Source organism: Arenimonas composti TR7-09 = DSM 18010, assembly GCF_000426365.1.
GTDB classification, from domain to species: Bacteria; Pseudomonadota; Gammaproteobacteria; order Xanthomonadales; family Xanthomonadaceae; genus Arenimonas; species Arenimonas composti.
In genome coordinates, this window is the sequence record NZ_AUFF01000006.1 from 26,920 (window position 1) to 52,055 (window position 25,136).

At 69.5% G+C, this 25,136-nt stretch carries 23 protein-coding genes; 16 read left to right on the forward strand and 7 right to left on the reverse strand.

The features are described from left to right. Positions 1-3 precede the first annotated feature (3 nt). Both K311_RS0109405 and K311_RS0109410 read right to left on the reverse strand, forming a co-directional pair. Positions 4-777 (reverse strand): ABC transporter permease, encoded by a 774-nt coding sequence (locus K311_RS0109405; RefSeq protein ID WP_026817093.1) that lies wholly within the window; start codon positions 775-777, stop codon positions 4-6. Then, positions 774-1,727 (reverse strand): ABC transporter ATP-binding protein, encoded by a 954-nt coding sequence (locus K311_RS0109410; protein ID WP_026817094.1) that lies wholly within the window; start codon positions 1,725-1,727, stop codon positions 774-776. The genes K311_RS0109405 and K311_RS0109410 overlap by 4 nt, the downstream gene beginning before the upstream one ends. 150 nt (positions 1,728-1,877) lie before the next feature. On the opposite strand from K311_RS0109410, the gene K311_RS0109415 reads away from it, so the two are divergent. The 4 genes from K311_RS0109415 to K311_RS0109430 all read left to right on the forward strand — a co-directional run bounded on the left by K311_RS0109415 (position 1,878) and on the right by K311_RS0109430 (position 6,082). Beyond that, a complete protein-coding gene (locus K311_RS0109415) occupies positions 1,878-2,642 on the forward strand; it encodes a ferredoxin--NADP reductase (RefSeq protein ID WP_281168217.1) in 765 nt (254 codons plus the stop codon). Positions 2,643-2,721: 79 nt separating this feature from the next. Beyond that, positions 2,722-4,179 carry an alpha/beta hydrolase gene (locus K311_RS0109420; RefSeq protein WP_026817096.1) on the forward strand — a complete coding sequence of 486 codons (1,458 nt, stop codon included), beginning with the start codon at positions 2,722-2,724 and terminating at the stop codon, positions 4,177-4,179. Next, entirely contained in the window at positions 4,176-4,910 is a 735-nt protein-coding gene (locus tag K311_RS0109425) for an ABC transporter ATP-binding protein (protein WP_026817097.1), read from the forward strand. Before K311_RS0109420 ends, K311_RS0109425 begins: the two co-directional genes overlap by 4 nt. After that, complete coding sequence (locus K311_RS0109430) at positions 4,907-6,082, forward strand: ABC transporter permease (protein WP_026817098.1); 1,176 nt, start codon at positions 4,907-4,909, stop codon at positions 6,080-6,082. The genes K311_RS0109425 and K311_RS0109430 overlap by 4 nt, the downstream gene beginning before the upstream one ends. 203 nt (positions 6,083-6,285) lie before the next feature. Here K311_RS0109430 and K311_RS0109435 read toward each other — a convergent pair whose 3' ends face one another. The 5 genes from K311_RS0109435 to rpmH form a co-directional block, all read right to left on the reverse strand. Continuing rightward, positions 6,286-7,302, reverse strand: a complete 1,017-nt coding sequence (locus tag K311_RS0109435) for an energy transducer TonB (protein WP_026817099.1) — start codon at positions 7,300-7,302, stop codon at positions 6,286-6,288. Between the two features lie 96 nt (positions 7,303-7,398). Continuing rightward, positions 7,399-8,739, reverse strand: coding sequence for a tRNA uridine-5-carboxymethylaminomethyl(34) synthesis GTPase MnmE (gene mnmE, locus K311_RS0109440; protein WP_026817100.1), 1,341 nt, complete (start codon positions 8,737-8,739; stop codon positions 7,399-7,401). 16 nt (positions 8,740-8,755) lie between these two features. Then, positions 8,756-10,462, reverse strand: coding sequence for a membrane protein insertase YidC (gene yidC, locus K311_RS0109445; protein WP_026817101.1), 1,707 nt, complete (start codon positions 10,460-10,462; stop codon positions 8,756-8,758). A 49-nt stretch (positions 10,463-10,511) separates the two neighbouring features. After that, complete coding sequence (gene rnpA, locus K311_RS0109450) at positions 10,512-10,946, reverse strand: ribonuclease P protein component (RefSeq protein WP_026817102.1); 435 nt, start codon at positions 10,944-10,946, stop codon at positions 10,512-10,514. Between the two features lie 39 nt (positions 10,947-10,985). Beyond that, entirely contained in the window at positions 10,986-11,126 is a 141-nt protein-coding gene (rpmH, locus tag K311_RS0109455; RefSeq protein WP_026817103.1) for a 50S ribosomal protein L34, read from the reverse strand. Positions 11,127-11,298: 172 nt separating this feature from the next. On the opposite strand from rpmH, the gene dnaA reads away from it, so the two are divergent. The 12 genes from dnaA (at position 11,299) to K311_RS0109515 (ending at position 25,108) form a co-directional block, all read left to right on the forward strand. Then, positions 11,299-12,618 (forward strand): chromosomal replication initiator protein DnaA, encoded by a 1,320-nt coding sequence (gene dnaA / locus K311_RS0109460; RefSeq protein ID WP_026817104.1) that lies wholly within the window; start codon positions 11,299-11,301, stop codon positions 12,616-12,618. A gap of 213 nt (positions 12,619-12,831) precedes the next feature. Next, entirely contained in the window at positions 12,832-13,932 is a 1,101-nt protein-coding gene (gene dnaN / locus K311_RS0109465; RefSeq protein WP_026817105.1) for a DNA polymerase III subunit beta, read from the forward strand. 73 nt (positions 13,933-14,005) lie between these two features. Then, a complete protein-coding gene (recF, locus tag K311_RS0109470; RefSeq protein ID WP_026817106.1) occupies positions 14,006-15,085 on the forward strand; it encodes a DNA replication/repair protein RecF in 1,080 nt (359 codons plus the stop codon). Between the two features lie 175 nt (positions 15,086-15,260). Beyond that, positions 15,261-17,699, forward strand: coding sequence for a DNA topoisomerase (ATP-hydrolyzing) subunit B (gyrB, locus tag K311_RS0109475; protein WP_026817107.1), 2,439 nt, complete (start codon positions 15,261-15,263; stop codon positions 17,697-17,699). Then, on the forward strand, positions 17,692-18,486 hold the full coding sequence (locus K311_RS17720) for a CPBP family intramembrane glutamic endopeptidase (RefSeq protein ID WP_081683391.1): 795 nt from the start codon (positions 17,692-17,694) through the stop codon (positions 18,484-18,486). The genes gyrB and K311_RS17720 overlap by 8 nt, the downstream gene beginning before the upstream one ends. A 72-nt stretch (positions 18,487-18,558) precedes the next feature. Beyond that, the gene (locus K311_RS16320; RefSeq protein ID WP_051239881.1) at positions 18,559-20,193 is read left to right on the forward strand and encodes a UUP1 family membrane protein; all 1,635 of its coding nucleotides are present in this window, start codon (positions 18,559-18,561) and stop codon (positions 20,191-20,193) included. Position 20,194: 1 nt separating this feature from the next. Further along, on the forward strand, positions 20,195-21,166 hold the full coding sequence (locus K311_RS0109490) for an alpha-L-glutamate ligase-like protein (RefSeq protein ID WP_026817109.1): 972 nt from the start codon (positions 20,195-20,197) through the stop codon (positions 21,164-21,166). Positions 21,167-21,351: 185 nt separating this feature from the next. After that, entirely contained in the window at positions 21,352-22,650 is a 1,299-nt protein-coding gene (locus K311_RS16325; protein ID WP_051239882.1) for a tetratricopeptide repeat protein, read from the forward strand. 105 nt (positions 22,651-22,755) lie between these two features. Then, positions 22,756-23,412: an energy transducer TonB gene (locus K311_RS0109500; protein WP_026817110.1), complete on the forward strand. Its 657-nt coding sequence runs from the start codon at positions 22,756-22,758 to the stop codon at positions 23,410-23,412. A 47-nt stretch (positions 23,413-23,459) separates the two neighbouring features. Continuing rightward, positions 23,460-24,239, forward strand: coding sequence for a MotA/TolQ/ExbB proton channel family protein (locus K311_RS0109505; protein WP_026817111.1), 780 nt, complete (start codon positions 23,460-23,462; stop codon positions 24,237-24,239). 26 nt (positions 24,240-24,265) lie between these two features. Continuing rightward, complete coding sequence (locus K311_RS0109510; protein ID WP_026817112.1) at positions 24,266-24,679, forward strand: ExbD/TolR family protein; 414 nt, start codon at positions 24,266-24,268, stop codon at positions 24,677-24,679. A gap of 12 nt (positions 24,680-24,691) precedes the next feature. After that, the gene (locus K311_RS0109515; RefSeq protein ID WP_026817113.1) at positions 24,692-25,108 is read left to right on the forward strand and encodes an ExbD/TolR family protein; all 417 of its coding nucleotides are present in this window, start codon (positions 24,692-24,694) and stop codon (positions 25,106-25,108) included. Positions 25,109-25,136 lie beyond the last annotated feature (28 nt).

The window sequence follows — 25,136 nt, forward strand, 5'->3', positions numbered from 1 at the left end:
GGGTCAGCTGCGGAGGCCGACGCCGCGCTTGAGCAGGTACAGGCCGACGCCGCCCAGCACGATCACGAAGGCCAGCATCAGCGCATACGCGGTCCCGACCGGCACGTCGCTGGTGCCGAGCAGGCCGTAGCGGAAGGCGTTGACCATGTAGAAGATCGGGTTCAGGCGCGTCGCCGATTCGGCCCAGCCCGGCAGCAGCGTCACCGAATAGAACACGCCGCCCAGATACGTGAGCGGGGTCAGGATGAAGGTCGGCACCAAGGCGATATCGTCGAACTTCTTCGCATAGACCGCATTCACGAAGCCGGCCAGCGAGAAGATCGTCGCGCCGAGCAGCACGGTCGTGAACGTGACCAGCGGATGCGGGATCGCGACGCGCACGAACAGGGTCGCGATGCACAGCACGATCGCGCCGACCATCACCCCGCGCAACACGCCGCCGGCGACGTAGCCGCCGAGGATCACCCAGTTCGGCATCGGGCTGACCAGCAGCTCCTCGACGTGGCGGCCGAACTTCGCGCCGAAGAACGACGACGAGATGTTGCCGTACGCGTTCTGGATCACCGCCATCATCACCAGGCCCGGGACGATGAACTCCATGTAGGAGATGCCGTCCATCGGCCCGATGCGGCTGCCGATGAGCGTGCCGAAGATCAGGAAGTACAGCGTCATCGTGATCGCCGGCGGCACCAGCGTCTGCGCCCAGATGCGCAGGATGCGCGAGACCTCGCGGCGGGCGATCGTGCGGATCGCGACCAGGTTCGGATGCGCGCTCATGCCCGCTTCTCCGACGCCGCGGCGGCTTCCGGCTGGCCGGTCAGGCGCACGAACAGCTCCTCGAGCCGGTTCGACTTCGTCCTCATCGAGCGCACGCGGATGCCGGCGCCGGCGAGTGCCGCGAACACGCGGTTGAGGTCCATCTCGCGCGGCATCTCCAGGTCGAGCGTGTGGTCGTCGGTGGCGACGAGGGTGGCGCCGGGGATGTCCGGCAGCGTCGCCGGCAGGGCGCCGTCGACGTCGAACAGGAAGCCCTCGACGTCGAGCTTGGCGAGCAGCGCCTTCATCGGCCCCTGCTCGATGATGCGGCCGCGGTCGATGATCGCCAGGTTGCGGCACAGGCTCTCGGCTTCCTCGAGGTAATGCGTGGTGAGGATCACCGTGGTGCCGGCGGCGTTCACTTCCTTCAGCGTCTTCCACATGCCGCGGCGGATCTCGATGTCGACGCCGGCGGTGGGCTCGTCGAGGATCAGCAGCTTCGGCCGGGTCATCATCGCGCGGGCGATCATCAGCCGGCGCTTCATGCCACCCGACAGCGTTCGCGACATCGTCTTCGCCTTCTCCGAAAGCTGCGCCCGCGCCAGTTCCTGGTTCGCGCGCACGACGGCCTCGGCACGCGGGATGCCGTAGAACCCGGCGTAGTTCACCAGGATGTCGAACGGCGTCTCGAACATGTTGAAGTTGATTTCCTGCGGCACCAGGCCGATCAGGCGCATCGCCTGCGAGCGCTGGGCGTGCAGGTCGACGCCGAACACCTTCACCTCGCCGGCGCTCTTGTTGGCCAGCGAGCTGACGATGCCGATCAGGGTCGACTTGCCGGCGCCGTTGGGGCCGAGCAGGGCGTAGAAATCGCCGGGGGCGACGCTCAGCGAGATGCCCTTCAGGGCCTCGACGCCGGTCGCGTAGGTCTTGCGGAGATCGCGGATCTCCAGCGCGGGAACGGTGGTCATGGAACTCCTGGAAAACCTGGCGCGGCGCGTGATGGCGGTTCGGCCCGGTCGGCGAACCTGCGCGCTGCGACGACGGGCCGTATCATAGCGGCCCTTCCGTCGCCGGCCCGGCCGGTCCGACGGGACAGTGTTTCCCGACCCGGAGCCGCCTTGGCCATCGTCCATTTCCCGCTGAAGCTGCAGGGCAGCCGCATGCTCGCGCCGACGGTGCGCCACCTCGAGTTCAGCCGCGACGACGGCAAGCCGCTGGATTTCGTCCCCGGCCAGTTCATCCAGGTGCACTTCAACTACGCCGACGGCACCCCGACCAAGCGCAGCTATTCGCTGGCGACGATGCACGACCACGCCCTCGGCCCCGGGGAAACCATCGAGATCGCCGTCAGCTACGTGCCCGGCGGCGCCGCGACGGCGCTGTTCGCGGCGCTCGACGAGGGCCAGCAGATCATGGCCAGCGGCCCCTACGGCCGCTTCTGCCTGATGCCGGCCGACGCCAACCGCCGCTACCTGCTGGTCGGCACCGGCACCGGCGTGACCCCGTACCGGGCGATGCTGCCGCAGCTCGCGGAGATGATGGCCGGCCGCGGCGTCGAGGTCGTGCTGCTGTTCGGCTGCCGCACCCCGGCCGAACTGCTCTACGGCGACGATTTCCGCGCCTTCGCCGCGGCCCACCCGGGCTTCCGCTTCGTGCCCTGCTTCAGCCGCGAACTGCCGGCACCCGGCCACCCGGCCTTCCACGCCGACATGCGCCGCGGCTACGTCCAGGACGCACTGGTCGAGTTCGCGCCGGACGCCGCCACCGACATCGCCTACCTCTGCGGCAACCCGAACATGGTCGACGCGGTGTTCGAGTCCCTGAAGGGCGCCGGCCTGGCGGTGCCGCACATCCGCCGCGAGAAATACGTCTCGAGCAAGTAGAAGGCTTCGCGTTCGTCACATTCGCGGCGGCGGTCCCGTCTGTCATCCTGTGCGCCGCTTTCGGCGATGGGAGTCCGACATGAAGCCGTTGTTGTTGCCGCTCGCCCTCGGGCTCGCGCTGGCCGCCGTGCCGGCGCAGGCCCGCACCTGGGGCAGCCTGGAATTCAGCGAATGCGAGCTCGCGCAGGCCGGGAGCGGCGCCACCGTGCGCGCCGAGTGCGCGACGCTCGAGGTGCCGGAGAATCCGGACCAGCCCGATGGCCGCCGCATCACCCTGAAGATCGCGATGGCCGCCTCCCGTGCGGCCGAGCCGCGGCCGGACCCGGTGATCTTCTTCGCCGGCGGCCCCGGCCAGGCGGCGACCGAGAGCTGGGCGAACATCGCCGCGGGTTTCGCGCGCATTCTCGAGAAGCGGCACGTCATCTTCGTCGACCAGCGCGGCACCGGCGGCTCGAACCGGCTCGCCTGCGCGATGCCCGAAGACTTCGCAGCCGACAGCGAGGTCGCGGACGTGCAGGTTCGGATGGCGCGCGACTGCCTCGCCGGTTTCGCCGACACGGACGTCGCGATGTACACCACGTCGGTCGCGGTGCGCGACATCGAAGCGGTGCGGCAGGCGATCGGCGCGCCGCAGCTCAATCTCTACGGCGGTTCCTACGGCACCCGCGTCGCCCAGGAATACGCGCGCCGTTTTCCGCAGGCGGTGCGCAGCATCATCCTCGACGGCGTGGTGCCGGCCGAGCTCGCGCTCGGCAGCGAGCACGCGGTGAACCTGGAGGCCGCGCTGAAGGGGATCCTCGCCCGCTGCGCGCAGCAGACCGGCTGCACCGAGGCCTTCGGCGATCCCTACGCGACCCTGTACACGCTGCGCGACCGCGCGCGCGCCCAGCCGCTGCCGGTGAGTGTGCGCGATCCGCTCAGCCATCGCCCGCGCGACCTGCGCCTGGACGAGGCGGCGGTGGTGACGATCGCGCGCCTGTTCGCCTATGCGCCCGAGACGGCGGCCCTGCTGCCGCTTCTGCTCGACGAGGCCGCGAAGGGGCGGCCGGAGTCGCTGGTCGCGCAGGCCTCGCTGGTCTTCGACTCGCTGGCCGGGCAGATCAACCACGGCATGCAGCTGTCGGTGATCTGCGCCGAAGACGCACACCGGCTCGGTGACCGCGCCGACGATGCCGCGCTGATCCTCGGCAATTCGATCGTCGGCGTCACCGCCAACCAGTGTGCGGTCTGGCCGAAGGGGCCGGTGTCACCGGACTTCAACGCGCCGCTGCGCACCGACATTCCGGTGCTGCTGCTGTCGGGCGAGTTCGACCCGGTGACGCCGCCGCGTTACGGCGAGCAGGTGCTCGCGCATCTCGGCAAGGCGCGCCACCTGGTCGGTCCGGGCCAGGGCCACATCCTGCTCAACCGCGGCTGCACGCCGCGCCTGGCGGCGGAGTTCGTCGAGGGCCTGGATCCGGCGGCGCTGGAAACCGCCTGCCTGGACGCGCTGCGACCGCTGCCGTTCTTCCTCGACTACAACGGAGCCGCGCCATGATCGTAGTCCGCGACCTGCACAAGGCCTTCGGCAAGGTCACCGCCGTCGACGACGTCGGCTTCCGCGCCGCCGACGGCCGCATCACCGGCCTGCTCGGCCCGAACGGCGCCGGCAAGACGACGACGCTGCGCATGCTCTACACGCTGATGCGGCCGGATCGCGGGCAGGTGCTCGTCGACGGTATCGATGCCGCGGTCGACCCGACCGGCGTGCGTCGCCGCCTCGGCGTGCTGCCCGACGCCCGCGGCCTGTACAAGCGCCTGACCGGCCGCGAGAACATCCGCTACTTCGGCCGCCTGCACGGGCTCGACGAGGCGACGATCGACGCGCGCATCGCGGTGCTGGCGAAGGCGCTGGAGATGGACGACATCATCGACCGCCGCACCGAGGGTTTCTCGCAGGGCCAGCGCGTCAAGACGGCGATCGCGCGCGCACTGGTGCACGACCCGCGCAACGTGATCCTGGACGAGCCGACCAATGGCCTGGACGTGATGGCGACGCGGGCGATGCGCCGCTTCCTGCACCAGCTGCGCGACGAGGGCCGCTGCGTGCTGTTCTCGAGCCACATCATGCAGGAGGTCGCCGCGCTCTGTGACCACATCGTCATCATCGCCCGCGGCCGCGTCGTCGCCGAGGGCAGTGCCGACGAACTGCGCGCGATGACCGGCGAGGCGAATCTCGAGGACGCCTTCGTCAAGGCGATCGGCACCGAAGAAGGACTGATGGCATGAGCGCCGCACGCACCGTTTTCTGGAAGGAAGTGATCGAGAACCTGCGCGACCGCAAGACGGTGTTCAACGCGCTGGTGCTCGGCCCGCTGCTGGGCCCGGTCGTCTTCATCATGATGATGAAGTTCATGATCAGCCTGCAGATCACCAGCGCCGAGAAGCCGCTCGAGCTGCCGGTGATCGGTGCGGAGCACGCGCCGAACCTGGTCGACTGGCTGCGCGGCCAGGGCGTCAGCGTGAAGGATCCACCGTCCGACGCCGAGGCCGCCGTGCGCGGCGGCGACGCGATGATGGTGCTGCTGATCCCGGCGGATTTCGCGACGCACTGGCGCCGCGGCGAGACCGCGCAGCTCGAGCTGCTGTTCGACAGCTCCGACCAGAAGGCGCGGGCGCCGGTCGCACGGATCGACGGACTGCTCGAGGCCTACGGGAGGCAGACCACCGCGCTGCGCATCGCCGCGCGTGGCCTGCATCCGGCGCTGCTGCGGCCGCTCGTCGTCGCCGACCGCGACATCGCCAGCCGCCAGCAGCGCGCCGGCCAGCTGCTGAGCTTCCTGCCCTACCTGCTGGTGATCGGCGCCTTCCTCGGCGGCATGTACCTGGCGATCGACACCACCGCCGGCGAACGCGAGCGGCAGTCGCTGGAGCCGCTGCTGGCGAGCCCGGCGACGCGCGCGCAGATCGTGCTCGGCAAGCTCGGCGCGACCTTCGGTTTCGCGATGACGAGCATGTTGCTGAGCCTGGTCGCGTTCGCGCTCGCGTTCCCGTTCATCCCGCTCGACAGGCTCGGCATGAACGTCGACTTCGGGCCGGGCCTGATCCTGCGCGCGGCCCTGCTGATGGTGCCGCTGGTGATGTGCTTCGCGGCGCTGCAGACGATCGTCGCCGCCTACGCGAAGAGCTACCGCGAGGCGCAGACCTACCTGTCACTGCTGATGCTGCTGCCGATGCTGCCGTCGCTGGTGCTGATGATGAACCCGATGCGCGGCGAACTGTGGATGTCGGCGGTGCCGCTGCTGTCGCAGAACGTGCTGGTGATGGAGATCGCCCGCGGCGAGACCGTCGAGCTGCTGCGCTTCGCCCTCAGTTTCGGCTCGACCCTGGCGCTGGCGGTGCTGCTGGTGATGCTCGCGGTGCGCATTTATCACCGGGAGCAGCTCGCCGTCTCCGCTTGAGGAGGCGGCGCGGCGGCCCACTCACTCGTTCCTCCTCTTTCGAGAAACGAGGAACGAGGAACGAGTGAGGGCCCGCGCTTCGCGCGAAAAACAAAGAGCCCGGCCTAGGCCGGGCTCTTTGCTTTCAGAGGGGGAGAAAGTGGTGGAGCCACAGGTTCGCGGCGAACCACTCGTTCCTCGTTCCTCGTTTCTCGTTCCTCGCCTTACGGCCGGAAAGTGAAAGTGCGCTGCATCGTCGCCGGCGCGTCCATCGGCTCGAACTGCCAGCCCTTGACGGTGTTGATGACGCCGCGCTCGAACTCGCCGCGCGGCTGCGCGCGGATCACGCGGACGTCGGTGACGCTGCCGTTGGCGGCGATGCTGATTTCGACGGTGACCTCGCCGGTGATGCCCGCGCGGATCGCCGAACGCGGGTACTCCGGCTGCGGGGTGCGCACGCCGACCGGGGTCGTGCGGCGCGGGGCCGGGGTCGCGGCCGGAGCCGGCGGCGGCGTCGGGGTAGCGACGGTCGCCGGCGGCGGCGTCACCGGCGCCGGGGTCGGCTCGGGCGTCGGGGCCGGGGTCGGTTCCGGAGTGGGCGCCGGCGCCGGGGTGGCGGGGGCGGCGGCCGCAGCGGCGGCTTCGGCAGCGGCGCGGGCGGCGGCGGCTTCGGCGTCGCGGCGGCGCTGCTCCTCGCGGGCGGCTTCCTGGGCGACGCGGTCGGCGGCGGCGGCCTGACCCTTGGCGATCGAGTCCTTGATGCGCGGCAGCGCCGGCGCCTGCGGGTCGGTGTTCTCGATCAGGGTGCGCAGACGCTCGGCCTCGATGAAGTCCTCGCGGTTGATCGCCTGTTCGGCGGCGATGATCGCGTAGGGCATCAGGTCGATCAGGGCGCTCTCGGCCGAGGCGTCCGGGGTCGCGCTGCGCGACCGCAGCTTCAGGAAGTACTCCATCGCGTTGTCGCCGGCCGGGGCGTACAGACGCTGCTCGCGCAGGGCCTGGTTGCCGCGCTCGCGCAGCTCTTCCGGGCTCAGCGCGTCGAGGGCGGCGGCGGCTGCGGCGGCCGCTTCACGGGCAGCGATTTCCTCGGCGCTCGGACCCGCCGGGGCGGCGGCCGCGGGCGCACTATCGCCGTCGGCAGCCGGCTCGTCGCCGCCACCGCAGGCAGTCAGGCCCAGTCCCAGGCCCAGGACGATGGCCCAGCCGAGGACCCGTTTCGGTGCAGCGAGCGACGCATTCATGGTTTTCCCCTGGGTAAACGATGCATGACCTTCAGCACACTAGGACTTGGCCGTATTGTCAAGCAGATGCCGTCTCGGCTGCGACGTCCGACACACTTACTTGCCGATGCAGAAGCTGGCGAAGATGCGGCCCAGCAGGGCGTCGGCATCGACCCTGCCGGTGATCTCGCCGAGGGTGTCCTGGGCCAGCCGCAGTTCCTCCGCCGCCAGCTCGCCGGAACCTGCCGCGAGGTGGCCGGCGGCGGCGGCCAGACGCGCGCCGGTACGGGCCAGCGCGTCGAGATGGCGGGCGCGGGCACTGAAGCTGCCGTCACTGCCCTCGCCCAGGCCGGCGGCCTGGCGCAGGCGCGCCCGCAAAAGGTCCAGGCCGGCGCCGGCGCGCGCCGACAGCCACAGGTGCTCGCCGTCGTCGCGGGGTTCCGCGTGCGGTGCGACGCCGCTGAGATCGCACTTGTTGTGCAGCCACAGCACCGGCAAGCCGGTCGGTAGCGCGAGGTCGCCGTCGGCGACCGGTGCGGCCAGGCTGTCGTCGAGCACCGCCAGCACCAGGTCGGCGCGCTGCAGCTCGGCGCGGGCGCGGCGGATGCCCTCGGCCTCGACCTCCTCGGGGGTGTCACGCAGGCCGGCGGTGTCGACCAGGGTCAGTTCGATGCCGTCGACGGCGATGCGCTCGCGCAGCAGGTCGCGCGTCGTGCCGGCCACTGCGGTGACGATCGCGCGGTCCTCCCCGGCCAGCGCGTTGAGCAGCGAGGACTTGCCGGCATTCGGGGCGCCGGCGATCACCACGTGGAGGCCGTCGACCAGGCGCTTGCCGCGTTCGGCCCCGGCATGCAGCGCGGCGAGTTCGGCGCGCAGGGTGGCGAGCCGCTCGCGCAGTTCCGGGGCGGCGAGGAAGTCGACTTCCTCTTCGGGGAAATCCAGCGCCGCCTCGATCCAGACGCGCAGCGCGGTCAGCGCCTCGACGAGGGCCTCGACCCGGCGCGAGAACACGCCGTCGAGCGAGCGGCGGGCGGCGCGTGCCGCGGCCTCGCTGCCGGCGGCAATCAGGTCGGCGACCGCCTCGGCCTGGGCCAGGTCCAGCCGGCCCTCGAGGAAGGCGCGTTCGGTGAATTCGCCCGGCCGCGCCGGCCGCGCACCGAGCTGCAGGCAGCGGCGCAGCAGCTGCGCAAGCAGCACCGGGCTGCCGTGGCCCTGCAGTTCGAGCACGTCCTCGCCGGTATACGAATGCGGCGCCGGGAAGAACAGCAGCAAGCCGTCGTCGATGACCTCGCCGTCGCCGTCGCGAAAGCGCGCCCAGTGCGCATGCCGCGGCCGCGGCGGCCGCCCCAGCAGGACGGCGGCGATGCCCGGGCAGGCCGGGCCGCTGAGGCGGACGATGCCGACGCCGGCGGCGCCGGCGGCGGTGGCGATCGCGGCGATGGTGTCGCGGTCCGACATCGCCGGCGGTCGCGGCTTACTTCGCGGCGGCCTTCGCCGGCGTGGCGCCGCCGTAGCGCCGCGTCATGATCCACTGCTGCAGCAGGCCGAGCAGGCCGTTGGTGCACCAGTACAGCACCAGGCCGGCCGGGAAGAAAGCCATCACGACGCCGAACGCCAGCGGCATGAAGGTCATCATCTTCTTCTGCATCGGGTCCATGCCCGGCATCGGCGTCATCTTCTGGGTGAGGTACATCACCGCGAGGTTCAGCGCCGGCAGCACGTAGTACGGGTCGGGCGCGGTCAGGTTCTGGATCCAGCCGATCCACGGCGCCTGCCGCATCTCGACGCTCTCGAGCAGCATGTAATAGAGCGCGATGAAGATCGGGAAGGTCACCAGGATCGGCACGCAGCCGCCGAGCGGATTGATCTTCTCCTTGCGGAACAGCTCCATCTGCGCCTGCGCGTACTTGTTGCGGTCGTCGCCGTAACGTTCCTTCAGCGCCTCGAGCCGCGGCTGGATCGCGCGCATGCGCGCCGCGCTCTTGTACTGCTTGGCGCTGACCCACAGCAGCGCCAGCTTGATGATCACCACGGTCAGGATGATCGCCCAGCCCCAGTTGCCGGTCAGCTTGTGCAGCGGCGACAGCACGTAGTCGAACATCGGCTGGGCGATGAAGGTGAAGATGCCGTAGTCCAGCGTCTTGTTCAGGCCCGGGGCGATCTGCTGCATCTGCTCCTGCAGTTTCGGGCCGACCCAGATCCGCACCTCGCGGGTGAGCTCGGAACCCGGCGCGACCTCGAACGCGGCGCCGATGCCGCGCACCTGGTAGCGCTGGTTGCCGGCGAGCGCCTGCATCGTGAACTTCTGCGGCTCGTCGGTCGCCGGGATCCAGGCCACCGCGAAGTGGTGCTGCAGCATGCCGATCCAGCCGCCGGTGGCGTCGCGGCTCAGCGCGCCGTCGTCGATCAGGTCCTCGGTCTTGACCTTCTCGAACTTCTCGATCGGGTCGTACCAGGCGGCGCCGACGAAGCTGTAGGTCTCGGGATTGGTGAAGCTGTAGCCGCCCGAGCCCTGGATGGCCCGCTGCAGCTGGGTGTAGCCGAAGCCGCGCCACGGCGCGGCGCCGCGGTTGGCGATCTCGTGGCGGACGGTGACCGCGTAGGAGCCGCGGCTCAGCACGAACACCTTGCGCACGCTCAGGCCGGTGGCCGGGTCGGTCCACAGCAGCGGCACCTCGAGGCTGTCGGCACCGTCGGCGAGACGGAACGCGGTCTGGCCGCCTTCGACCTGGAACAGCGCCTCGTGGGTCGGGGCAGCGCCGCCGCCGACCGCGGCCAGGCCGCTGTGCGCGACCGACCAGGTACGCGGCTGGCCGCTCAGCAGCTGCACGCGGACGTCCGGGGTTTCCTTCTTCACCGGGTACTGCAGCAGCTCGGCGCCGACCAGGGTGCCGCCGCGGGTGTCGATGCGCAGGTCGAGCACGTCGGAGGCGACGCTGATCGTCCGCGCGTTCGTCTCGACCACGACCGGGGCCGGCGCGGCTTCCGGCAGCGGGCCGGTGCTCGGCGCGGTCGGCGGCGCGGAGCCGTCGTCGGCGAGGACCGGCGGCGCATCCGCGGGGATCGCGGCGGCGGTCGGGTCGGCGGCGGGCACGACGGCGGTCGGCTCGTTCCAGCGCATGAACAGCAGCACGGCGACGGCGATCCACGCGAACAACAGGAAGGTACGGGTCTGGTTCATGGGCAGGCGGCGCGGCAGCGGCGAAACGCCGGGCGGCGCGAGATCTCGGTCAGGATTCGGGAGCCGGAGGGGCGACGCCTTCCGGGGAGGCCGGCATTGTGCCGGGCGGGGGTACGGCCTTCAACGACCGCACCCGTGCCAGCAATTGCAGGAACTGGGCCCGCAGCTCGGCATTTTCCAGGGTACGGCTGCCCGGCTGGGCGATCAGTACGTAGTCGCCGCCCGGCAGGCCGGCGCGTTCGTGGCGGAAGGCGTCGCGCAGCACGCGCTTGATGCGGTTGCGGCCGACGGCGCGCTTGTCGACCTTTCTGGACACGGCGACGCCGAGCCGGGGCGGAGCCTCGGCCCGGGGCAGGGCGAACAGGCGGAGCTGCGGACTGTTGAAGCGTCGGCCGCCGTCGAAAACCGCCTTGAACTCGGCGGCGCTGCGCAGGCGCGCAGCGGGCGGGAACGAGCGGTCCGGGGCGGGCGGCGGCGTGGTCACGTCCCGCGCGGTCGGCGCCGGCGAACCGGCGCCGGGAAATCAGACGGCGAGGCGGGCACGACCCTTGGCGCGGCGGCGCGCCAGGATCTTGCGGCCGTCGGCGGTCTTCATGCGGGCGCGGAAACCGTGGTCGCGCTTGCGCTTGAGGTTGCTGGGCTGGTAGGTGCGCTTGGTGGCCATGGCGGCAAGGGATTCTTGGGCGGAAAGACCGGCGACTATAGCCGTCGCGGCGGCGGGCGGTCAAGCCGGATTCGCGTGGCAGGCCCGGGGCGGCGGCGCTAGACTGCCCGTCCCCGAAACTTATCCACAGCGCCCGTCCGCGAGCGCTGCGGGCTGGAATGCCACTTTGAACATGGATGCTGCCTGGCCGCGCTGCCTGGAACGCCTCGAATCCGAACTGCCGGCGGACGAGGTCCACACCTGGCTGCGACCGCTGCAGGCCGAGGCCCTGGCCGACGGTCTGACCCTCTACGCCCCGAACGAATTCGTCGTCGACCGGGTCCGCGAGCACTACCTGGCGCGGATCCGCGAGCTGGTGGCGCATTTCGCCGGCGGCCCGGCGGCGGTCGCGGTCGCGGTGGGCTCGATCCGCCGCCCGGACGCGCCCGTCGCGAGCCCGGCCACTGCCGCGGCGCGGCCGGTGGTCGAGTTCGCGGGCAACCTGGACCCGCACTACACCTTCGAGAACTTCGTCGAGGGCCGCAGCAACCAGCTCGGCCGCGCCGCCGCGCTGCAGGTCGCGCAGAACCCCGGCAAGGCCTACAACCCGCTGCTGCTATACGGCGGCTCGGGCCTGGGCAAGACCCACCTGATGTACGCCGCCGGCAACCTGATGCGGAAGAACAACCCCGGCATGCGCGTGCTCTACCTGCGCTCGGAGCAGTTCTTCAGCGCGATGATGAAGTCGCTGCAGGAACGCTCGATGGACCAGTTCAAGCGGCAGTTCCAGCAGGTCGACGCGCTGCTGATCGACGACATCCAGTTCTTCGCCGGCAAGAACACCACGCAGGAGGAGTTCTTCCACACCTTCAATGCGCTGTTCGACGGCAAGCAGCAGATCATCCTGACCTGCGACCGCTACCCGCGCGAGGTCGAGAACCTGGAGACGCGGCTGAAGACGCGGCTGACCTGGGGCCTGAGCGTGGCGATCGAGCCGCCGGACTTCGAGACCCGCGCCGCGATCATCGCCGCCAAGGCGATCGAGCGCGGCATCGCGCTGCCGGACGACGTCGCCTACCTGATGGCCAAGCGGATGCGCTCGAACGTGCGCGACCTCGAGGGCGCGCTGAACACGCTGGCCGCGCGCTCGAACTTCATGGCCAGGCCGATCACCGTCGAGTTCGCGCAGGAGACCCTGCGCGACCTGCTGCGCGCCCAGCAGCAGGCGGTGTCGATCAGCAACATCCAGAAGACCGTGGCAGACTACTATCAGCTGCGAATCCAGGACCTGTTGTCGAAGCGGCGGACGCGTTCTCTGGCGCGGCCGCGGCAGATGGCGATGGCGCTCAGCAAGGAACTGACCGAGCACAGCCTGCCCGAAATCGGCGATGCCTTCGGTGGCCGCGACCACACCACCGTGATGCACGCCTGCAAGGTCATGCGCGAACTGCGCGAGACCGACGGCCGGCTGCGCGAGGACTGGGACAAGCTGCTGCGCAAGCTCAGCGAGTGATTCCTGGGGGCGGGCTGTGGACAAGTTGGGGAGCGAATCCGGTGCCCGGATTTGTCCACAGCTTGTCCCACCGTCACGGGGGCTTCACCCACAGCTTGGACGAGTCGATTTTTTGCTTTCGAATCAAGTGGTTGGACCAGTTGTCCCGGGAAATTCCGGACTCTACCGCCACCAGTTTTTGATCTATCCACTTTCTGGAGCTTGGGGACCCGCATGCGTTTCAGCCTGACGCGAGAAGTACTGCTCAAACCGCTGCAGCAGGTCGTCAATGTGGTCGAGCGGCGGCAGACGCTGCCGGTGCTGGCGAACCTGCTGGTCAATGTCGACGGCAACCGCCTGTCGATGACCGGCACCGACCTCGAAGTCGAAATGGTCGCCCGCGCCGACGTCGACGACGCCCAGCCCGGCGAAACCACGATTCCGGCGCGCAAGCTGTTCGAAATCGTCCGCGCCCTGCCCGACGGCTCGAAGGTCACTCTCAGCCAGTCCGGCGAGAAGGTCACCGTCCAGGCCGGCCGCAGCCGCTTCACCCTGGCCACCCTGCCCGCCAACGACTTCCCGGCCGTCGAGGACGTGGAACCGGTCGAGCGCATCCGGGTGCAGGAAGGGGCCCTGAAGGAGCTGATCGAGCGCACCGCGTTCGCGATGGCGCAGCAGGACGTCCGCTACTATCTCAACGGCCTGCTGCTGGACCTGCGCGAGGACTCGCTGCGCTGCGTCGCCACCGATGGGCATCGCCTGGCGCTCTGCGAGGCGCCGCTGCCGGCCGGCGCCCAGACCCGCAAGCAGATCATCGTCCCGCGCAAGGGCGTGCTCGAGCTGCAGCGCCTGCTCGAGGGTGGCGACCGCGAGATCGAGCTCGAGATCGGGCGCAACCACGTGCGGATGCGCCGCGAGGACGTCACCTTCACCTCGAAGCTGATCGACGGCCGCTTCCCCGACTACGACGCGGTGATTCCGATCGGCGCCGACAAGGAAGTGAAGGTCGACCGCGAGGCCCTGCGGGCCGCCCTGCAGCGCGCCGCGATCCTGTCGAACGAGAAATACCGCGGCGTGAAGCTGGAGATCAGCCCGGGCCAGCTGAAGATCGTCGCCCACAACCCGGAACAGGAAGAGGCCCAGGAAGAGGTCGAGGCGGAAACCCGCGTCGACGGCCTCGGCATCGGCTTCAACGTGACCTACCTGCTCGACGCGCTCGGCGCCTTGCGCGAGGACATGGTGATCATCAACCTCCGCGACGCCAATTCGTCGGCCCTGGTCCGCGAGGGCAGCCATGAACGCAGCCGCCACGTGGTGATGCCGCTGCGCCTGTGACCGCAACGGTTTCCGCGTTTCCCCGCCGCCCGGTTCACGCCGGGCGGCGTCGTTTTGGGCGAAGCTCGCCGCGATGCAGCTGACCCGTCTCGACATCGCCCACCTGCGGATCCTCGAACAGGTCCGCTTCTGCCCCGCTCCCGGCCTGAATCTGGTGACCGGCGGCAATGGCGCCGGCAAGACCAGCCTGATCGAGGCCGTGCACCTGCTCGGCTACGGCCGCTCCTTCCGTGGCCGCGTCCGCGACGGCCTGATCCGCAGTGGCCAGCCGCATCTGGAGCTGTACGCCGAATGGCAGGACGTCTGTGCCCGCGCCCGCCGCGCCGGCCTGCGGCATACCGGCGGGGGCTGGGAGGCGCGCATCGATGGAGCCCCCGCGCCCAGCCTGACCGAGCTGTGCGCCGAGATCGCCGTCGTGACCTTCGAGCCCGGCAGCCACGAGCTGATCGGTGGCGGCGCCGAGAACCGCCGTCGCTTCCTCGACTGGGCCTTGTTCCACGTGGAACCGGAGTTTCTGCCGGTGTGGCGGCGCTACGCCCGCGCACTCAAACAGCGGAACGCGCTGCTGAAGCGCCAGCCGGCGCCGTCGGCGCTCGATCCCTGGGACCGCGAACTGGCCGAAGCCGGTGAGGCCCTGACCCGGATGCGCGACGGCTACCTGCGCCGGCTCGAACCCGTGCTCGTCGCGACAGCCGCGGAGTTCCTGCCTGAACTCGGTGCCGCCGGCTTGCGTTTCCTGCCCGGCTGGCGCCGCGAGGAGCAGCGCCTGGCCGACGCACTGCTGCTGGCCCGCGAGCGCGACCTCGCCAGCGGCCATACCGCGGTCGGGCCGCATCGCGCCGACTGGCAGGTCGACTATCTGGCCCTGCCGGGGCGCGAGGCCCTGTCACGTGGCCAGGAGAAGCTGACCGCCCTCGCCTGCGTGCTCGCCCAGGCACGCGCCTTCGCCGACGACCGGGGCGAATGGCCGCTGGTGTGCCTGGACGATCTGGCTTCCGAGCTCGACCGCCCGCACCAGGAGCAGGCGCTGACCGCGATCCTGGCCTCCGGCGCCCAGGTGCTCCTGACTGCAACCGACGCCGGTACCCTTCCGCCGGCACTGCAGCCCGAACGCCGGTTCCACGTGGAACGTGGTGTCCTCCGCGAAGTCTGACCGGCGTCGCCGGCCTGGCCGGCACCTCCCCGCTCCGCGCCACCACTAGTCCGGGTCCCGTACGGCCTGCGACCACGACCCGCGCTGCCGGGCCCGGGAAAACCCCAACCCGCTATACTTCCCCCATACCTTATTTATAGGCGCGCTGCGCCCCGGCCCCGCCGCGAGAGACCGAATGACCGAGCAGACCCCGTCGACTCCGAACAGCAATTACGACTCCAGCAAGATCACCGTGCTGCGCGGCCTGGAAGCCGTGCGCAAGCGTCCCGGCATGTACATCGGCGACGTGCACGACGGCACCGGCCTGCACCACATGGTCTTCGAGGTCGTCGACAACGCGATCGACGAGGCCCTCGCCGGGCATTGCGACCACGTCGTCGTGACCCTGCACGGCGACGGCTCCTGCTCGGTGTCCGACAACGGCCGCGGCATCCCGGTCGACATCCACAAGGAAGAGGGGCGCTCGGCGGCCGAGGTGATCCTCACGGTGCTGCACGCCGGCGGCAAGTTCGACGACAACAGCTACAAGGTCTCCGGCGGCCTGCACGGCGTCGGCGTCTCGGTCGTCAACGCCCTCTCGTCGAAGCTGTGGCTGAACATCTGGCGCGACGGCCAGCACTGGCAGCAGGAATACGCCCTCGGCGAGCCCGTCTACCCGCTGCGCGCGGTCGGCCCGTCGAACAAGCGCGGCACCGAACTGCGCTTCCTGCCGGCGGCCGAGATCTTCACCGACGTCGAATTCCACTACGACATCCTGGCCAAGCGCCTGCGCGAGCTGAGCTTCCTGAACTCCGGCGTCAAGATCGAACTGATCGACGAACGCGGCGAGGGCAAGCGCGACGTATTCCAGTACGAAGGCGGCATCCGCAGCTTCGTGGAACACCTCGCGGCCCTGAAAACCCCGCTGCATCAATCGGTTATCTCCGCCAGCGGGGAAAAGGACGGGATCGCCGTCGAGATCGCGGTGCAGTGGACCGATGCCTACCAGGAAACGATGTTCTGCTTCACCAACAACATCCCGCAGAAGGACGGCGGCACCCACCTGCAGGGTTTCCGCGCCGCGCTGACCCGCACGCTGACCAATTACATCGAGCAGAACGGCATCGCCAAACAGGCCAAGGTGGCGCTGAGCGGCGACGACATGCGCGAAGGCATGATCGCGGTGCTGTCGGTGAAGGTGCCCGACCCGAGCTTCTCGTCGCAGACCAAGGAGAAGCTGGTCAGCTCCGAGGTGCGGCCGGCGGTCGAGGCGGTGATCGGCCAGAAGCTCGAGGAGTTCCTGCAGGAGCGCCCGAACGAGGCCAAGGCCATCGCCGGCAAGATCGTCGACGCCGCGCGGGCGCGCGAGGCGGCGCGCAAGGCCCGTGACCTCACGCGCCGCAAGGGCGCGCTCGACATCGCCGGCCTGCCCGGCAAGCTCGCCGACTGCCAGGAGAAGGATCCGGCGCTCAGCGAACTGTTCATCGTCGAGGGCGACTCGGCCGGCGGCTCCGCGAAGCAGGGGCGCAACCGCAAGAACCAGGCGGTGCTGCCGCTGCGCGGCAAGATCCTCAACGTCGAGCGTGCGCGCTTCGACCGCATGCTGTCGTCGGACCAGGTCGGCACGCTGATCACCGCGCTCGGCACCGGCATCGGCCGCGACGAATACAACCCGGACAAGCTGCGCTACCACAGCATCATCATCATGACCGACGCCGACGTCGACGGCGCCCACATCCGCACGCTGCTGCTGACGTTCTTCTACCGGCAGATGCCGGAGCTGATCGAGCGCGGCCACGTCTACATCGGCCTGCCGCCGCTGTACAAGCTCAAGCAGGGCAAGAACGAGATGTACCTGAAGGACGACGCGGCGCTGAACGCCTATCTCGCCAACAGCGCCGTCGACGGCGCCGCGCTGCATCCGGGCGAGGGCGCACCGGCGGTGAACGGCGCCGCGCTCGAGAAGCTGCTGATCGACTTCATCGCCGCGCGCGAGACGATCGAGCGCTTCGCCCACCGCATCGACATCGCGGTGCTCGAGGCGATGCTGGAAATGCCGGCGCTGACGGCGGCCGACTTCGCCGACGCGACGACGCTGGCGCCGTGGATGCGCGAGCTGGAGTCGCGCCTCAACGCCAGCGGCCTCGGCCGCCCGCGCTACAGCTTCGAAGTGCAGGCGGCGAACGAGGAGGGCCCGGGCATCCTGCTCGTGCACAAGCAGCACCACGGTCTCGCGTCGACGCAGCTGCTGCCGGCGGTCCAGCTGCTCACCGGCGAACTGCGTCAGGTCAACGACGTCGCCGCGGCGCTCGACGGCCTACTGCAGCCGGGCGCGACGATCGCCCGCGGTGGCCGCAGCCAGGCGGTGACGCGCTTCCTGCAGGTGCAGGAATGGCTGCTCGAGGAAGCGAAGAAGGGCCGCACGATCCAGCGCTTCAAGGGCCTCGGCGAAATGAATCCGGAGCAGCTGTGGGAGACCACGGTGAATCCGGAAACGCGGCGCATGCTGCGTGTGCGCATCGAGGACGCGGTCGCCGCGGACCAGATCTTCTCGACGCTGATGGGCGACGTGGTGGAACCGCGCCGCGAGTTCATCGAGGACAATGCGCTGAAGGTCGCCAACCTCGATGTCTGAGCCGGTGGTCGCGTCGCCGGCGGCGCCTGCCGTCGTCCCCGCGGCGACGCCGCGACTGTTCGGGCCCTTCGCGCTCGACGTCGTGATCGCCGGCGTCGTGCTGATGGTGCTGTCGATCGCGCTGGCGATCCCGGTGATCGTGATCTACACGCTGACGCTGACGCCGCCCGGCGGCGCCGCGCCGGACCAGGCGACGGTGCTGGAGGCGGCGATGCCGGCGGTGGTCGCCAGTTCGATCCTCGCGATGACGATGACCGCACTGGCGATGTGGCTGCTGCGCGGGCGCCGGTTGGCCGACCCGCAGGCTCCTGTGGGGGCCGGCGTCGCCTACGGCCTGGCGGTGTTCGTCGGGCTGGCGATCCAGGCCGGCGGCCATGGCCTGAGCTGGCTGGCCGAGGTGCTGCAGGTCCCGGTCGAACCGAGCAACATCGAGCCGGTGATGGCGGTCGTGCAGGCATGGCCCGTGCTGGCCTGGGCGGCGGTGGTGCTGGTCGCCCCGCTGTCGGAGGAACTGCTGTTCCGGCATGTGCTGCTGCGCCGCTTCGCGGTGGCCGGCCGCGGTCTGCTCGGGATCGGCCTGACCTCGATGCTGTTCGGCCTGCTGCACGAATACGCGCCCGGCGAGGCCGGCATCGCGACCTGGCTGATGACGCTGTCGGTCTACCTGCTGATGGGCGCCGGCTTCGGTGGCGTGTACGTCTACACCCGCCGCTTCGGTGCCGCGTTCGTCGCGCACGCCACCTGCAACCTGGCGGCGATGCTGCTGCTGACCTTCTCGCCCTCCTGAGCCCGGGCTTACACTGGTGCGTCGCCTAAGGCGCGGCCGGACGGGGAGCCGGGCGCCACTACCGGGATCGCCATGAGCAAACGCCACCTCTACCTGCTGGCCGTCGCGATCATCGCGGTCGCCCTGTCGGCGATGTACTACAAGTGGGACAAGCTGAAGTTCCCGCTGCACGCCGACGAGCAGGTGCAGGTCTGGACGGTGCAGGCGCACGTCGAATACCACCCGAAGCGCGGTCCGAACACCGTGACGCTGCAGCTGCCGGCGACGACGCCCGGCTTCACCGTGCTCGACGAGCGCTACATCGCCCGCGACTACTCCAAGCTCGAGGAGAAATCCTCCGAAGGCCGCGAGGTGCAGTGGGCGATCCGGCGCGCGCTCGGCGAGCAGGACCTGTACTACCGCGCGACGATCGTGCGCGCCGACGCCTACGAGCAGGTCGGTCTCGACTTCGAACCGGTGCTCGCCGAACTGCCCTCGCTGGAGGAGCCCTACCTCACCGCCGCGCACACCCTGCTCGAGGCGGTGCGCGCGCGCTCGTCGAACATCGTCACCTTCGCGCGCCAGCTGGTGATCCGCCTCAACGGCGGTGACGGCGACAGCGACGAGGTCGCGCTGCTCGCGGAGAAATACGGCAAGGACGAGGTCGCCCGCGCCGAATTCATCGTGCGCCTGCTGGCGATCCGCAACATCCCCGCGCGCGTCGTGCACGGCATCCGCCTCGGCGACGCCGCGACCGCCAGCGAGGCCCGCATGCAGGCCTGGATCATCGTCAACGACGGCCAGGCCTGGTACATGCTCGACCCGCGCACCGGCGCCGAAGGCATGCCTTCCGACCTGTTCCTGTGGAGCGCGAGCGCCAAGCCGCTGCTCGACATCGAAGGCGGGCCGCCGGCGACGCTGGCGTTCAACGTCAGCGTCAACCTCGCCGACGCGATGGCGACCGCCGAGCGCCGGCTCGAGGTGCACGACGCCAACCTCGTGCGCTATTCGCTGCTGAGCCTGCCGCTGCAGGCGCAGCAGACCTACCGCATCCTGCTGATGGTGCCGATCGGCGCCTTCATCATGCTGATCCTGCGCAACCTGGTCGGGGTGAAGACCTACGGCACCTTCATGCCGGTGCTGATCGCGCTGGCGTTCCGCGAGACGGCGCTGGTCGCCGGCGTCGTGCTGTTCGTGCTGGTGGTCGGCTTCGGCCTGCTGGTCCGCTTCTACCTGGAACGGCTGCGCCTGCTGCTGGTGCCGCGATTGACCGCGATCCTGATCCTGGTCGTGCTGCTGATGTGCGGCGTCAGCGTGTTCTCCAACCGGCTCGGTATCGAGGTCGGCCTGTCGGTAGCGCTGTTCCCGATGGTGATCATGGCGATGACGATCGAGCGCATGTCCGTGGCCTGGGACGAACGCGGCGCCGGCACCGCGATCCGCGAGGGAATCGGCACCCTGATCGTCGCCGCGCTCGCCTACGTGGTGATGAGCTGGCCGCCGCTGGAGCATCTGGTGTTCGTGTTCCCGGAAACGCTGCTGGTGCTGTTCGCGCTGGCGCTGCTGCTCGGCCGCTACTCCGGCTATCGCCTCAACGAGCTGCTGCGTTTCCGCGCGCTGGCCCGCGAGCCGGACCCGATCACGCCGCCGCCGCCGGCGCCGGACACCGCCGCCGTCGATGCACCGCCGCCCGGGACGGATGCCGGCACGCCGGGTGTGCGCGGCTGAGATGGCCCTCTTCAATCCCTTCCGGGTCGCGAAGCGGCTGCGCCAGATCGGCCTGGTCGGCATCGGCCAGCGCAACGCCGACTACGTGCTGCTGTACAACCCGCGCAAGTTCTATCCGCGCGTCGACGACAAGCTGCTGACCAAGAAGCTGGCGCTGCAGGCCGGCCTGCCGGTGCCGGACCTGTACGCGGTGGTGCGCGAGGAACACGAGATCGCCGAGCTGCACAAGGTGCTCGAGCGGCGCGAGGCGTTCGTCGTGAAACCGGCGCACGGTTCCGGCGGCGACGGCATCCTCGTGATCACCGGCCGCCGCGGCGACAAGTACCGGCGCGCCAGCGGCAGCCTGATGTCGCGCGACGAGTTCGAGCACCATCTGTCGAACGGCCTGTCCGGCCTGTTCTCGCTCGGCGGCCAGCCCGACCACCTGATCGTCGAGTACTGCGTGCAGTTCGATCCGATCTTCGACAACGTCAGCTACAAGGGCGTGCCCGACATCCGCATCATCGTCTTCCTCGGCTATCCGGTGATGGCGATGATCCGCCTGCCGACGCGCATGTCCGACGGCAAGGCGAACCTGCACCAGGGCGCGATCGGCGTCGGCATCGACATCCCGACCGGCAAGACCAAGCGCGGCGTCTGGGGTACCGAGATCATCCGCGAACACCCGGACACCGAGCACAGCATCGTCGGCTTGCAGATCCCGCACTGGCAGGACCTGCTGGCGATGGCCTCGCGCTGTTACGAACTGTCGGGGCTCGGCTACGTCGGCGTCGACTTCGTGCTCGACCGCGACAAGGGCCCGCTGATCCTCGAACTCAATGCCCGCCCCGGCCTCGCGATCCAGATCGCCAACGGCAACGGCCTCGAGCATCGCCTGCGCAAGGTCGAGGCGCTGAAGGCTGCCGGGACCCTGTCGACCGACGCGGACGAACGCGTGGCCTTCGCGATGGCGAACTTTCCGACCACGGGCTGAATTCGCCCGGGGCGCTTAACGGCGTTTTTACGGCAGCGATGCGCCGAGGCCTCAAGCTGCACCCCGAAGGGGAATCCGGAACGGTGGCGGAAGGAATTCGCGGCCATGCAGGGTTGAGCAATCACTCAGTTCCCCGTTAGTCTTGTCGGCCCAGTCCCGCTTCGAGCGGCGCCCGAGGAATTCTCATGAAAGCAAGCCACCCGCTGACCGTCGCGATCGCCCTGCTGCTCGGGACGTCCGTCGTCGCCAACGATGCCTGGGCCCAGTTGGCCGGTCGCGACCGCGACGACCGCCGTGGCCGCTCGGAGCAGGCCGCCGCGCCGGCCGAGGACTTCCCGAACGCGACCCGCGAGTCGCCGAAGCCGTCGTCGAACCAGCGCACGCAGCGGCTGATGAAGCGCCTGCAGGATTCGTACGACGCCGAGGGCAAGGAGCGCGACGTCCTGACGACCGCCGACGAGATCCTCGCCAACGAGCGCGCGACCCCGTACGAGAAGGGCATCGCGGGCCTGATGGCCGGCAGCGCGGCGATGAACCTCGAGGACTACGACGGCGCCGTCCGTTACCTCGAAGGCGCGATCGCCGGCAACGCGCTTCCGAACAACAACCACTTCAACGCGATGCTGATCCTCGGCCAGGTGCACTTCAACGAGGAGCAGTACCCGCAGGCCGTCGAGACCCTGACGAAGCTGATCGCTGAGTCCGGCACCACCGATTCCACGACCTACCTGCTGCTCGGTGCCGCCTACTACCACCAGGAGCAGTACGAGCAGGCGATCGCGCCGCTGCAGAAGGCGATCGAGCTCGACACCGCCGGCCGCAACACCCAGGCCATGTCGATGCTGATGTCGGCCTACGAGGAGACCGACCGCGGCGGCGAAGCCCTGGCGATGGCCGAGGCGATGTATCAGAAGAACCCGGACGACAAGCGGGCGCTGCTGAACCTGGTCAGCCTGTACACCAATGCCGACATGACCGACAAGGCGGTCGCGCTGCTGGACCAGGCGCGTGCCAAGGGCATGATCACGACCGCCGACGACTATCGCCGGCTCTTCGGCACCTATTTCAACCTGCAGCGCGAGGCCGATGCGGCCGCAGTGATCCAGGAAGGTCTGGACAAGAACATCCTGCCCAAGGATGGCGCCACCTATACGTATCTCGCCCAGGCGCATTACTTCAGCGAGAACATCCCCGGCGCGATCGCCGCGGCCCAGGCCGGGCTGCCGCACGCGCAGGACGGCCAGCTGGCCCTGTTCCTGGCCCAGGTGCTGAATCAGGAGGACCGCAACGCCGAGTCGATCGCGGCCGCCCGCGAGGCTCTGGCCAAGGGTCTGCAGAAGCCCGGTGAGGCCTGGATGGTGATCGCCCGGGCCGAGTACTACAGCGACAACGTCGCCGGCGCGCGGGCTGCTTTCCAGGAGGCCGCGAAGGATCCGAGCACCCGGTCACAGGCCCAGGCGGAACTCGCCAAACTCAACCGCTGAGCGTTGGTAATCGATTCCCCTTGGGGTTAAGCTAACTAATTCCCGCCGGTCCTCGGCGGGCATCGGCGTCCTGCCGACCGAACACGAGCTCGAGCCGCCACCCGCATGACGGACAGAACCTACAAGTACGACGAAACCCCGACGGGCATCAGCTGGGCGCGGATCGCTGGCAACTCGTTCGCGATCGCCCTGCATGCCGTGGCTTTCATGCTGATGATGGCGCCGGTCAATCCGCCGGACCTGGAGAAGGTCGAGGAAGAAGCCACCCTGGTGACCTTCATCGAACCGCCGCCGCCGCCGCCTCCGCCGCCGCCGCCGCCGCCGGAACCGCCGCGCGTGGTCCAGCGCATCATCGAGCAGCCGCGGCCGACTCCGGTCCCGCCGCCGGAAGAGCCGCCGCCGGTCGTCTTCGACGATCCGAGCCCCATCGACATCCCCGCGCCGCCGCCGGCTCCGCCGGCCCCGCCGGCCCCGCCCGCCGACTACGAGCCGGCCGTGGATCCGAGCGGCCAGCGCCTGAATCCGCCGCGTTATCCGCCGCGCGAGGCCCAGCAGGGCGTCGGCGGTACCGTGGTGCTCCGCGTCACCATCGATGCCCAGGGCAATGTGCTCGATGTGGCCGTCGAGCGTTCGAGCCGCAACCGCAACCTCGACCGTTCAGCCATGGAAGCGGCGCGGCGTTGGAAGTTCAACGCCGGTATGCGGAATGGCCAGCCGGTCGGCGGCATCGTGCTGGTGCCGGTCAAGTTCACCCCTCCGTAATGCCCGCTCTTCTCCCGTAACGGTCAACTACAAAGAAAGGCACACTTATGCTGCAGGACATCCTCCTCATCGCCAGCTCCGCCGGTGGCGCTGCCGGCAACGCCCAGGCCCTGACGGAAATGGGCTTCTCCAACCTGATGCACGAGATGATCGCGGACCCGGTCGAGTTCCTCGTCTCGTGGGCCGTGCTGATCATGCTGGTCGTCATGTCGGTCGGCTCCTGGTGGTTCACGATCGTCAACGCGATCAAGAACACCGTCGTCGCCGCCCGTGCCGACACCGTCGTGCGCACCTTCTGGGAAACCCCGAACGCGCAGGACGCGATCCGCTTCATGGAAGAGCAGCCGGCCAACGAGCCGTTCTCGAAGATCGCCCTCGACTGCGCCCAGGCCGCTGCCCACCACCAGCGCCATGAGGGCAGCCGTCTGGTCGACGCCCTGAACCGCTCCGAGTTCATCGACCGCGCCCTGCGCCAGGCCGTGACCCGCGAGAGCGCCCGGCTCGAGAACGGCCTGACCTGGCTCGCCACCGTCGGTGCGACCGCCCCGTTCGTCGGTCTGCTCGGTACCGTGTGGGGCATCTACGGCGCCCTGATCCGCATCGGTGCCACCGGCCAGGCGTCGATCGACGCGGTCGCCGGCCCGGTCGGTGAGGCGCTGATCATGACCGCGCTCGGCCTGTTCGTCGCGATTCCGGCGGTGCTGGCGTACAACGCCTTCGTCCGCGCGAACCGCAACACCTACGCCAAGTTCGACACGTTCGCGCACGACCTGCACGACTTCTTCGCCACCGGTTCGCGCGTCGGCGAAGTCCCGGCCAAGCGCTGATCCGTCGGACCTAAGGAGCCGAAGTCATGGCTTTCTCCAGCAACTCCTCGGGCGGCGGCCCGATGGCCGACATCAACGTCACGCCCCTCGTGGACGTGATGCTGGTGCTGCTGATCATCTTCATGATCACGGCGCCCCTGATGTCGCACAAGGTCAAGGTCGAACTGCCCCAGGCGACGCTGGACAGCAAGCCGGAAATCCTGGTTCCGCCGGTGACGGTGGCCGTGAAGTCGAACGGCGAGATCTTCTGGAACGACGAGAAGGTCAACAAGGACCTGCTCGAGGCCCGTCTCGCGGTGATGGCGCAGGAAGTGCCCCAGCGCCAGCTCGACATCCGCGCGGACAACTCGACCCGTTACCAGATCATCGCCGACGTGGTGCGCAGCGCCCGCGTCGCCGGCATCCGCAAGGTGGGCTTCGTGTCCACCCCCGAGCGCTGAGGAGACAGGACGATGGCGTTTTCCTCCAACTCCGGCGGTGGCCCGATGGCCGACATCAACGTCACGCCCCTCGTGGACGTGATGCTGGTGCTGCTGATCATCTTCATGGTGACCGCCCCGGCCCTGTCGTATCAGATCCAGGTCGACCTGCCGCAGCGTACGAATACCCCGCCGCCGCCGCCGCCGCGTGACCCGCCGAAGCCGATCCGCATCGAGGTGCAGGCCGGCGACACGGTCACCTGGAACGGCTCGCCGGTGTCGCTGAACGACCTGCGCGGCCTGCTGGCCGAACAGGCCGCGCTGCAGCCGCAGCCGACCCTGGAAATCGAAACCGAGAACGATGCCGCCTACGAAACCCTGGCCCGCGTGCTGGCCCGGGCCAAGAATGCCGGCATGGAAAAGATCGCATTCGTGGAGCCCGGCGCCTGACGCCGCTTCCCGCACCTGCAGCAACGCC

Coding starts and splice junctions, on each gene's coding strand:
- K311_RS0109510 (WP_026817112.1), top strand. CDS start 24,266: ATGGCTTTCTCCAGCAACTCCTCGGGCGGCGGCCCGATGGCCGACATC.
- K311_RS0109425 (WP_026817097.1), top strand. CDS start 4,176: ATGATCGTAGTCCGCGACCTGCACAAGGCCTTCGGCAAGGTCACCGCC.
- recF (WP_026817106.1), top strand. CDS start 14,006: ATGCAGCTGACCCGTCTCGACATCGCCCACCTGCGGATCCTCGAACAG.
- K311_RS16325 (WP_051239882.1), top strand. CDS start 21,352: ATGAAAGCAAGCCACCCGCTGACCGTCGCGATCGCCCTGCTGCTCGGG.
- K311_RS0109420 (WP_026817096.1), top strand. CDS start 2,722: ATGAAGCCGTTGTTGTTGCCGCTCGCCCTCGGGCTCGCGCTGGCCGCC.
- rpmH (WP_026817103.1), bottom strand. CDS start 11,126: ATGGCCACCAAGCGCACCTACCAGCCCAGCAACCTCAAGCGCAAGCGC.
- K311_RS0109500 (WP_026817110.1), top strand. CDS start 22,756: ATGACGGACAGAACCTACAAGTACGACGAAACCCCGACGGGCATCAGC.
- yidC (WP_026817101.1), bottom strand. CDS start 10,462: ATGAACCAGACCCGTACCTTCCTGTTGTTCGCGTGGATCGCCGTCGCC.
- K311_RS0109410 (WP_026817094.1), bottom strand. CDS start 1,727: ATGACCACCGTTCCCGCGCTGGAGATCCGCGATCTCCGCAAGACCTAC.
- K311_RS17720 (WP_081683391.1), top strand. CDS start 17,692: ATGTCTGAGCCGGTGGTCGCGTCGCCGGCGGCGCCTGCCGTCGTCCCC.
- K311_RS16320 (WP_051239881.1), top strand. CDS start 18,559: ATGAGCAAACGCCACCTCTACCTGCTGGCCGTCGCGATCATCGCGGTC.
- K311_RS0109505 (WP_026817111.1), top strand. CDS start 23,460: ATGCTGCAGGACATCCTCCTCATCGCCAGCTCCGCCGGTGGCGCTGCC.
- K311_RS0109515 (WP_026817113.1), top strand. CDS start 24,692: ATGGCGTTTTCCTCCAACTCCGGCGGTGGCCCGATGGCCGACATCAAC.
- K311_RS0109490 (WP_026817109.1), top strand. CDS start 20,195: ATGGCCCTCTTCAATCCCTTCCGGGTCGCGAAGCGGCTGCGCCAGATC.
- K311_RS0109435 (WP_026817099.1), bottom strand. CDS start 7,302: ATGAATGCGTCGCTCGCTGCACCGAAACGGGTCCTCGGCTGGGCCATC.
- K311_RS0109430 (WP_026817098.1), top strand. CDS start 4,907: ATGAGCGCCGCACGCACCGTTTTCTGGAAGGAAGTGATCGAGAACCTG.
- K311_RS0109405 (WP_026817093.1), bottom strand. CDS start 777: ATGAGCGCGCATCCGAACCTGGTCGCGATCCGCACGATCGCCCGCCGC.
- dnaN (WP_026817105.1), top strand. CDS start 12,832: ATGCGTTTCAGCCTGACGCGAGAAGTACTGCTCAAACCGCTGCAGCAG.
- gyrB (WP_026817107.1), top strand. CDS start 15,261: ATGACCGAGCAGACCCCGTCGACTCCGAACAGCAATTACGACTCCAGC.
- mnmE (WP_026817100.1), bottom strand. CDS start 8,739: ATGTCGGACCGCGACACCATCGCCGCGATCGCCACCGCCGCCGGCGCC.
- dnaA (WP_026817104.1), top strand. CDS start 11,299: ATGGATGCTGCCTGGCCGCGCTGCCTGGAACGCCTCGAATCCGAACTG.